The 8917-nt window shown below is 71.3% G+C and carries 9 protein-coding genes and 1 pseudogene; 5 read left to right on the top strand and 5 right to left on the bottom strand.

Going from position 1 to position 8917, the window contains the following annotated elements; genetic code table 11:
• On the bottom strand, positions 1-403 hold a 403-nt coding region (locus ACTIFU_RS20340; protein ID WP_439580143.1), incomplete at its 3' end, for a hypothetical protein.
• A 176-nt stretch (positions 404-579) separates the two neighbouring features.
• Here ACTIFU_RS20340 and ACTIFU_RS20335 point away from each other — a divergent pair.
• Positions 580-837 (top strand): annotated as a pseudogene (locus ACTIFU_RS20335) (phosphoribosylformylglycinamidine synthase subunit PurL); the annotation flags it as partial.
• A gap of 55 nt (positions 838-892) precedes the next feature.
• Here ACTIFU_RS20335 and ACTIFU_RS20330 read toward each other — a convergent pair.
• Complete coding sequence (locus ACTIFU_RS20330) at positions 893-1342, bottom strand: hypothetical protein (protein ID WP_439580145.1); 450 nt, start codon at positions 1340-1342, stop codon at positions 893-895.
• Between the two features lie 223 nt (positions 1343-1565).
• Here ACTIFU_RS20330 and purL point away from each other — a divergent pair, with 223 nt between their 5' ends.
• From purL to grxD, 3 genes are read left to right on the top strand one after another with little or no spacing between them, the layout of a single operon-like run.
• Entirely contained in the window at positions 1566-3755 is a 2190-nt protein-coding gene (gene purL, locus ACTIFU_RS20325) for a phosphoribosylformylglycinamidine synthase subunit PurL (protein WP_439580144.1), read from the top strand.
• 14 nt (positions 3756-3769) lie between these two features.
• The gene (locus tag ACTIFU_RS20320; protein ID WP_439580142.1) at positions 3770-4006 is read left to right on the top strand and encodes a BolA family protein; all 237 of its coding nucleotides are present in this window, start codon (positions 3770-3772) and stop codon (positions 4004-4006) included.
• A gap of 39 nt (positions 4007-4045) precedes the next feature.
• On the top strand, positions 4046-4387 hold the full coding sequence (gene grxD / locus ACTIFU_RS20315; protein ID WP_439580141.1) for a Grx4 family monothiol glutaredoxin: 342 nt from the start codon (positions 4046-4048) through the stop codon (positions 4385-4387).
• A gap of 4 nt (positions 4388-4391) precedes the next feature.
• On the opposite strand, the gene ACTIFU_RS20310 is transcribed toward grxD, so the two are convergent.
• The 3 genes from ACTIFU_RS20310 to ACTIFU_RS20300 all read right to left on the bottom strand — a co-directional run bounded on the left by ACTIFU_RS20310 (position 4392) and on the right by ACTIFU_RS20300 (position 7170).
• Positions 4392-5162, bottom strand: a complete 771-nt coding sequence (locus ACTIFU_RS20310) for a hypothetical protein (protein WP_439580140.1) — start codon at positions 5160-5162, stop codon at positions 4392-4394.
• On the bottom strand, positions 5162-6499 hold the full coding sequence (locus ACTIFU_RS20305; protein WP_439580139.1) for an MFS transporter: 1338 nt from the start codon (positions 6497-6499) through the stop codon (positions 5162-5164). The genes ACTIFU_RS20310 and ACTIFU_RS20305 overlap by 1 nt, the downstream gene beginning before the upstream one ends.
• 155 nt (positions 6500-6654) lie before the next feature.
• On the bottom strand, positions 6655-7170 hold the full coding sequence (locus tag ACTIFU_RS20300) for a cupin domain-containing protein (protein WP_439580138.1): 516 nt from the start codon (positions 7168-7170) through the stop codon (positions 6655-6657).
• Positions 7171-7302: 132 nt separating this feature from the next.
• Here ACTIFU_RS20300 and ACTIFU_RS20295 point away from each other — a divergent pair.
• Positions 7303-8917: methyl-accepting chemotaxis protein (locus ACTIFU_RS20295; RefSeq protein WP_439580137.1), on the top strand; the 1615-nt coding region annotated here is incomplete at its 3' end.

Raw genomic sequence — 8917 nt, 5'->3', positions numbered from 1 at the left:
CAAGGTCGCGGTCGGAGATCCCGCGATAGGACTCGACCGGCATGGGCGGCCCGATCAGCGATCCGTCCGGCCGCCTGCCGTTGTGGATCGCATCCGCGATCTGGACGTCGGTCCAGCGGCCGATCCCGGTCTCCTCGTCCATGGTGATGTTCGGCGCGACCGCGCGGAAGCCGCGCTCGACGAACACACGCCCGCCGGCCAGTTCCATGCCCGGGACCAGCGCGCCGTTCGGCGCGCGCGTGGTGTGGCAGGCGCCGCAGAACGCGGCGGTCTCCACCAGGTAGCGACCGCGTTCGAGGAGGACGGCGTCGGCCGCCTCCGCGCCGGCCCCGTGCAGCGTGGTCGCTGCGATGGCGGCGGCGGCGCACGCGCGCAACCATGCGCGTGTCGTGATCCTAGGCATCGGAGTTCTCCTCGCGGGGATCAGGCAGCCTGACCCGCCCACGACGGACCCGTTCAGTCGTTGCGGCAGAAAAATACTTTAGAGACGTAACGCTCCCTTGGCAACGACGATGATTCAGTCGTTTGCCTCAGCCTTGCGCCCCGCGTGACGCGGCCAAGGCTGCTCCCCCTGAGACGCTGCCCGTCGAGCGCGCTGCTGCGCTTGCCGCCGAGTTCGGCCTCAAGCCCGACGAGCACGATCGCGTGCTCGCCATTTTGGGCCGCACGCCCTCACGGACAGGGTTCGGTATCTTCTCGGTCATGGTGTCCAAGCACTGCTCGTACCACTCCTCCCGTGCCTGCCGGCGCGAACTCCCGACCAAGGCGCCGTGGGTCATCCACGGAGCGGGCGAAAACGCCGGCGTGATCGCGATCGGCAACGGGCTCGCCGCGGTCTTGTTCCATCAGCAGGCCCGCGCCAACGGTCGCAAGGCTCCGCTCTCGGACCCTGCTAGGCTGTGGCTCGCCCACGGGACCCTGCCGGGCGGCGGGTTCGACCCGGATGGCGAGGGCTTCGGCATAGGCGATGTCGACCTCCTCGCCCGGGGCGGAGGCCGCGCACGAAGCCGCGCGCCCCGGGGTCACGTACGGCGACGGTATGCGTGGCGCCACGGGGGCCCGTGAAGGTGACCGTCCAGGCGTCGGTATTCACGGCGTCGATCCGCACGCGTACGCGCACGACCTCGCCGGCTGCGGCCCCGGGGCGCTGCCCGGGCTCGGCGTGGCCGGCAACGGCGCCGGTGTCGCCCGGACGCACGATCTCGACCGCGAGAGCCTCGGTGTGGTCAATCACCACGCAGTCGCGGACACGGACCTGCGCCAGGTTGCGCACCTGTGTGCCCGCGACCAAGGTGACCAGGCGGCCGCCCTCGCCGCGCAGCACCACCTCGCGCGTCGCCATGTCTACGGCTCGACCGTGGCGGTGAGCGAAGCCTGTCGCGAGGCGGCCTTGTCCGTCGCGCGGCCGGCTGGTCCAGGGCCTGGGCGCAAAGGAGGGTGTCGCGTGGGCAGAGGAGCAGTTTCGGCGGTCGTGCAAGGCGCGATCCTTGACACGCCGCCTCGGGCGTGGCCGTTCCGCTCCGACCACGCGCCCGAGGACCCTTGTGACCGACACCCCCGAGACGCTGCCCGCCGAACGGGCCATCCGGCTCGCCGCCGAGTTCGGCCTGAAGCCCGATGAGCATCAGCGCGTGCTGGCGATCCTTGGTCGCCAGCCGTCGCTGACCGAGCTCGGCATCTTCTCGGTCATGTGGTCCGAGCACTGCTCGTACAAATCCTCCCGCGTCTGGCTGCGCGAGCTGCCGACCCGCGCTCCTTGGGTGATCCACGGGCCGGGCGAGAACGCGGGCGTGGTTGCGATCGGCGACGGACTCGCAGCGGTGTTCAAGATGGAGAGCCACAACCACCCATCCTTCATCGAGCCCTACCAGGGCGCGGCCACCGGCGTGGGCGGCATCCTGCGCGACGTCTTCACCATGGGCGCGCGGCCGATCGCCAACCTCAACGCGCTCCGCTTCGGCTCGCCCGACAGCCCGCGCACGAGGCGCATCCTCGACGGGGTGGTGCGCGGCATCGGCGGCTACGGCAACTGCGTCGGCGTGCCGACCGTCGGCGGCGAGGTGAACTTCCACCCCGCCTATGACGGCAACCCGCTGGTCAATGCGATGACGGTCGGCATCGCGCCGGCGGATCGCATCTTCCTCTCGGCCGCCGCCGGCGTCGGCAACCCTGTCGTCTATGTCGGCTCCAAGACCGGGCGCGACGGCATCCACGGCGCGACCATGGCCTCGGCCGAGTTCGGCGCCGACGAGGGCGACGAGAAGCGTCCCACCGTGCAGGTCGGCGATCCGTTCACCGAGAAGCTTCTGATCGAGGCCTGCATGGAGCTGATGGCGACGGACGCGATCGTCGCCATCCAGGACATGGGTGCGGCGGGGCTGACGTCGTCGTCGGTCGAGATGGCGGGGAAGGGGGGCGTCGGGATCGAACTGACCCTCTATGCGGTGCCGCAGCGCGAGACCGGCATGACCGCCTACGAGATGATGCTGTCGGAGAGCCAGGAGCGGATGCTGATGATCCTCCGTCCCGGCGCGGAGGGTGCCGCGCGCGCGATCTTCGAGAAGTGGGAGCTCGACTTCGCCGTGATCGGGCACCTCACGGATACCGGCCGCATCGTGCTGCGCCACCAGGGGCGCGTGGAGGCCGACATCCCGCTCGCGCCGCTGTCGGATCAGGCGCCGCTCTACCGCCGTCCGACCGAGGAGACGCCGAGGCCCGCGCCGATCGACCCCGCGACGGTACCTGATCCGGTCGGGCTTGAGGCCGCACTCGTCACCCTGATCGGCTGCCCCGACCTCTGCTCGCGCGCCTGGATCTGGGACCAGTACGACTCCACGGTCGGCGGGCAGACGGTGAAGCGTCCCGGCGGGGCGGATGCGGCGGTGGTGAAGCTCGAGGGGCTGAAGCGCGCGCTGGCGCTGACCACCGACTGCACGCCGCGCTACTGCCAGGCCGACCCCGAGGCGGGCGGCGCGCAGGCGGTGGCCGAGGCGTGGCGCAACCTCACCGCGGTCGGCGCGCGGCCGCTCGCCATCACCGACAACATGAACTTCGGCAACCCCGAACGCCCGCGCATCATGGGCCAGTTCGCCGCCGCGGTGCGCGGAATGGCGGCCGCCTGCCGCGCGCTCGACGTCCCGGTCGTGTCCGGCAACGTGTCGCTCTACAACGAGACCGACGGCAAGCCGATCCTGCCCACCCCGGCGATCGGCGCGGTCGGCGTGCTGGAGGATGCGGCGCAGGCGGTGGGGCTCGCCCTCGCGCCGGGGCTCGACCTCGTGCTGATCGGCGAGACGGCCGGGCATCTCGGCCAGTCGCTCTGGCTGCGCGAGATCGCCGGGCGCGAGGAGGGGGCGCCGCCGCCGGTCGACCTCGCGGCAGAGCGGCGCAACGGCGACTTCGTCCGCCGGATGATCCTGGCGGGCCGCGTGCGCGCCTGCCACGACGTCTCGGATGGCGGGCTCCTCGTCGCGCTGGCCGAGATGGCGCTCGCCGGCGGCATCGGAGCATCGCTGCTCCCCGCGCCCGATTCCCTGCCCGCCCATGCCTTCTGGTTCGGCGAGGACCAGGCGCGCTACGTGGTCGCGCTGCCCGACGGCCGCGCGCTCGTGGCCGAAGCGGCCGCCGCCCACGTGCCCGCGACCCTGCTCGGCCGCGCCGAGGGGGCGGGTTTGACACTGAACGGGGCGTTCTCCATATCCGTGGAGCGGCTCAGGCAGGTCCACGCAGCGTGGCTGCCGGCCTACATGGCGTAGGGGACGGACCGGCGATGCCGATGTCGGCGGCGGAGATCGAGGCGCTGATCAAGGCGGGCCTGCCGGACGCGCAGGTGACCGTCGAGGATCTGCGCGGCGACGGCGACCACTACGCCGCGACCGTCGTCTCCGCGGCCTTCAGGGGCAAGAGCCGCGTGCAGCAGCACCAGATGGTCTATGCCGCGCTGCAGGGACGCATGGGCGGCGCGCTGCACGCGCTCGCGCTGCAGACCAGCCCGCCCCAGGACTGACAGGGCCTACCGATCACCACGGGACCAGGAACCGAAACGATGTCGAACCCCGTCTTCGAGCGCATCCAGGCCGACCTCACCGACAACCCGGTGGTGCTGTTCATGAAGGGCACGCCGATGTTCCCGCAGTGCGGGTTCTCGGCGCGGGTGGTGCAGATCCTCATGCACATGGGGGTGAAGTTCAAAGGCGTGAACGTGCTGGAGGACCCCGGCGTGCGCGACGGGATCAAGCAGTTCACCAACTGGCCGACGATTCCGCAGCTCTATGTGAAGGGCGAGTTCGTGGGCGGCTGCGACATCGTCACCGAGATGTTCCAGTCGGGCGAACTCGAGGGCCTGCTGACCGAGAAGGGCGTCGAGCACAAGCCTGTGGCGGCGTAGCAGCTCAGCTACGGCCGCTGCGCCACTCCAGCCACTGCCGGACACGGCAGGCGAGGAAGGCTCTTGCTTCTGCAAGGGTCATCGCATTCTCGGCCGTTACCCCTTGTGGCGTGGCCGCGCCACTATGTCGGACGAAATTCACGCTCTTTGTGAAATGATCCATTGTAGATTTACTTGGCCATCCGACGTCTGACGGTTTCCAGTTGCCTCCGACCCTATGTTTTATGTCGGCACGCATGCGCTCGAACGCCTTCCAGAGGTCGAACCAGTCCGGCTCGCCGCGAAGGTATGTGAGCACGCCCGCAACCGCATCATCACCGAAGCTGTCGATGACCCATTGCGGCTCGGGCGGGGGGATCGGAGCCGTGGTGTCGGCAACCGCCAGCGCACGTGCTCGACCGCGCGCGTTGCCAGTCGAGAAGGCATAGGTCTTGTAGATCGCGACGGCCCCCTGCGCGGTCTGGGTGCGCTGAAGAACGTACAAGACAGAAATCGGCTCCCTGGTAGGGTCCCGCAGAAGCAGAACGCCATTCAAACGATCAACCAGCGAGACGCCTACAGCATGAACGGTACTGGCATCGCGAATGTCCGCGAATATCGATGAGAACAGCGCGGTTTCGTTCGTTCCTGCTGCGGTCGGAACGGTCCTGAGAAACAAGTCGGCGTGGCCGGCGGTGATCCCGCGCAGGAGCGCCAACTCGTAGCGCCTGCCGTTCAACGCCAGACCCCAATGTCCTTCGGTCGAGCTTGGTCCGATCAGATCGTCTACCGCCATCACTCCGCAGGCGCCGGCGTCACGCTCCGGCGCGACCTCGCCTCCGACTGTGCCGCTCCCGCGCAGAGCAGGGACAGCACCAGAATGGCCGCGACCACCGGCAGCACGAGCTCGGGATGCCCGAGGTCAATCAGATAGCCGAGCGGCACCGGCATGATCGCGCTGCCCAGCGGCAACCCTGACGAGACGAAGCCGAACACCTTGCCGATCTGCCCCGGCGGCGAGGCATCCTTCAGCATGATGTCGCGTGGCGTGCGCGACGCCCCCATGGCCACCCCGCCCAGCAGGGCCACGATCGGCAGCATCAGCTCCGGCATCGGCATCAGGCCGAGCGCCAGGATCATCGCCGCCGCGAACAAAGTCAGCACCACGACGAAGCCCATCAGGCTGCGCTTCGTCGCATCCGCGATCCATCCGCCCACCAGCGTGCCGCCCGTCGCACCGGCCATGTAGCCCGTCAGCACCATCGAAGCGATCGCCACCGGTGTGCCCCAGAGCTGGCCCAACACGGTGATGACGAAGGCCTGGATCCCCGACCCGGCCATGGAGGAGAGGAGGAAGAAGGCGAAGAACAGCAGCATGGGGCGGGAGAGCAGCAGCTCGCGTCCGCTCGGCCCGGCCTCGCTGGCCCTGGGCTTCGCCTGGTCGCGCAGGATCCGGCTCTGCACGAGGATGGCGGCGACCACCGGCACGCCCAGCAGCCCCACGATCAGCAGCGATGCCCGCCAGCCCAGCGCTGCCGCCAGCAGCGCGATCACCGGCGGGGCCAGCGCGAACCCCAGGTTCCCCGTGAAGGTGTGCATCGCGAAGGCGCGCCCCATGCGGGACTTGTCGATCGAGCCCGCGAGGATCGCGTAGTCCGCCGGGTGGATCACCGAATTGCCGACGCCGGACAGGATGGCGAGCGCCCAGATCGCCCAAATCCCCGGCGCTGCCGCCATGGCGGAGACCGAAAGCGCCATCAGCAGCGTGCCCCCGACCAGGAAGGGCCGCGCGCCGTACCGGTCCACCGCGAACCCGACCGGCGTCTGCAACAGCGCCGTGGTGCCCGACATCAGCGCGACCGCGAGCCCCAGCTCGGCGAAGGAGGCGCCGAACTCCGCGCGCCAGAACAGGAACAGCGGCGGCAGGCACAACACGTAGAAATGCGAGAGGAAATGCCCGGTCCCGATCAGGGCCATGATGCGGGCATCGTGGCCCACCCCGGGCTTGGCGGCGGTCTCAGCGGGGTGTGCGGGCATCGCGGCATTCCTGGGAGGCGGATCGGTCACGCTGATCGCGCCCGGCCTCCGCGTCAACGCCGCGATCGCGGGGGCAGGCAGGACGTCGCCGCTCACCCCGCCGCCTCCGCCCGGTGCCGATTGCCGGCGACCGTCGGCATCCAGGCGACCGCCCTATCGATACAGATCAGCCCGCGTCGGCGGCAACCCGGCCGGCGCGCGCTTTGAGGCCAGCACCTGATGGATCAGCGCGCCGCCGCGCGCGACCGCGCCTACCCGCCCCCGCCCGGGCGCCCGAGCGACTGATCCGCCCAGCCAAACACCGTGGCGCGCTCGATCTCGGCGACGTTGTCCGGGCGCGCGAACGGCGCCGGCGCCGTCTCGCCCTCGCGCCGCGCGCGCCCGATCGCAGCGAAGAACCGCTCCAGCCCGCCGGGCATCAGCACCCAGACGAAGGTCATCGGCCCGTCGCCCGTATTGATGAAGGCGTGCCGCCGCCCCTTGCCGATGAACACGGTGGTGCCCGGGCGCGCAGGATGCTCCGCCCCCTCCAGCCGGATCGTGCCCGTGCCGGCAACGAAATGGATGATTTCCTCCTGCACGGCATGGTCGTGCTCGCGCACGTGGCAGCCCGGATCGACCGTCTGCATCCCCATCGCGAACGGCGTCTCCGCGCGTACCACCGACTCGTCGAGGATGCAGCGCACGAACCCGTTCGCCGGCACCGGCTGCCAGAAGCTGCGCGCCTCCTCCGGCTGGATCACGCGCGCGTCCGTTCCCGTTCCCATCACCCGCCCTCCTGATGACTCCGACCATGATGCCGTGAGCCACCGCCCGGCGAGAAGGCCCCGTGCAGCCCGGCTTACCGTTGCTTAATCGCTTCCGCTTACGGTCGCGGACCACGCTGCCGGGGTCTTGCGATGCGCCTTCGTGCCGGACTGCTGCCGCTGCTCGTCGCGGCCAACCTCACCGTGCTGGCCTCCGCCGCCTTTGTCGGCTGGCGCATGACCGATGCGTACGGGGCCGCGTTCGACGCCTTCCGCCATGCTGCCGCGCAGGAGATGCTGGACGCGCGGGTCGCGACCGAGCTGTGGGACCGGCACGGGGCCGAGGTCGCGGCACTCGCGCAGCAGATCGCCGGCGCGCAGACGCTGCGCCAGGCGGTCACGTCGCGCGATCGCGCCGGACTCGAGCCGCTGCTGGTCGAGGAATGGCGCCGCGGCGTCGTCAGCTCGGGCACGATCACGCTGCTCGGGCTCGGCGTCTACGCGCCCGACTTCACGCCGGTCGCCGAGGCATGGCGCGCCGGCGCCGAGCGTCTCGACCCCGCGCTCCTCGCCGCCGCCGCCGAACGTCAGGGTGCCGACCGGCTGCGCACGCTCCCGCGCTCCTGGCTCTCCGACGGCAGGCCGCGGCTGACGGCCATCGTCCCGGTCGGCGGGCTCCGGCTGGTCGGCTATCTTGCCGTGACCGTCGATCCGCTGCCTGCGCTTGCGGGGCTCGACTCCGCGCTCTCGATGGCCGTGACCGTGCGGCGCATCGGCGACGGCGCACCACTGCTCTCGCCCGCCAACGTCGCCCCGCCCGAGCCGTCGCAGGCCGGGGTCTCGCACCTGACGCTGCGCGGGCTGGACGGTGCGCCGCTTGCCACGGTCGAGGCGGTCGCTGATCTCGCGACCCTGCGCGGCACGCTCGGTGGCATTCGCGACGGCGCGCTCGCGACCTTCCTGCTCGTCTCGGGCATGGCGGCGCTGCTCGCGACGACCGTGGTGTGGCTGGCGGTCCGGCGCGCGCGCCTGGCCTCCGCCGCGGCCGCCACCGCGCTGGCCGAGCGCGAGGCCGAGGCGCGTCGGGTCGACGCCGAGCGGGCCGAGGCGCAGCGCCGCGCCGAACAGCAGACGGCGGCCGCGCGCGAGGCCGAGATGCGCCGCATGGCCGAGACGATCCGCGCGCGCGTGCAGGGGGCGGTGCGCGAGATCGAGGCCGAGGCATCGTCGCTGCGCGCCGCCGCCGACTCGCTCAGCGCCCAGTCGCGCGCGACGCGCGAGACGGCGGGCTCGGTCGCGCGCGTCTGCGACGATGCGCAGGGTGAGGCCGATCAGGTCGCACAGGAATGCAGCACCGTGGCCGAGAACGTGGCCGCGGTCGCGCGCGGCTGCGCCGAGGCGGCCGAGCGTGCCGCTGGCGCGGTCCGGCGCGCCGGTGAGGTCGCGGCGTCCGTCCAGCGGCTGACCACGGCCTCGAGCGAGATCGGCCGGGTGCTCGACCTGATCGGCGAGATCGCCGGCCGCACCACGCTGCTGGCGCTGAACGCGACCATCGAGGCCGCGCGGGCGGGCGAGGCGGGCAAGGGCTTCGCGGTCGTCGCCTCGGAAGTGAAGCAGCTCGCCGCGCAGACCGCGCGCGCGACCGCCGAGATCGGCACACGCATCGCCGCGATCCGCGACGGCACGGGCGAGACAGCCGCCGCGCTCGCGACGATCGGCGGCGAGATCCGCTCGATCGACACCGTGCTCGCCCAGCTGGTCTCGACCG

Source organism: Elioraea sp. (genome assembly GCF_051860475.1).
Classification (GTDB): Bacteria; Pseudomonadota; Alphaproteobacteria; order Acetobacterales; family Acetobacteraceae; genus Elioraea.
The sequence above is the reverse complement of the archived record's forward strand: the minus strand, read 5'-3'. Positions and strand labels throughout refer to the sequence as shown.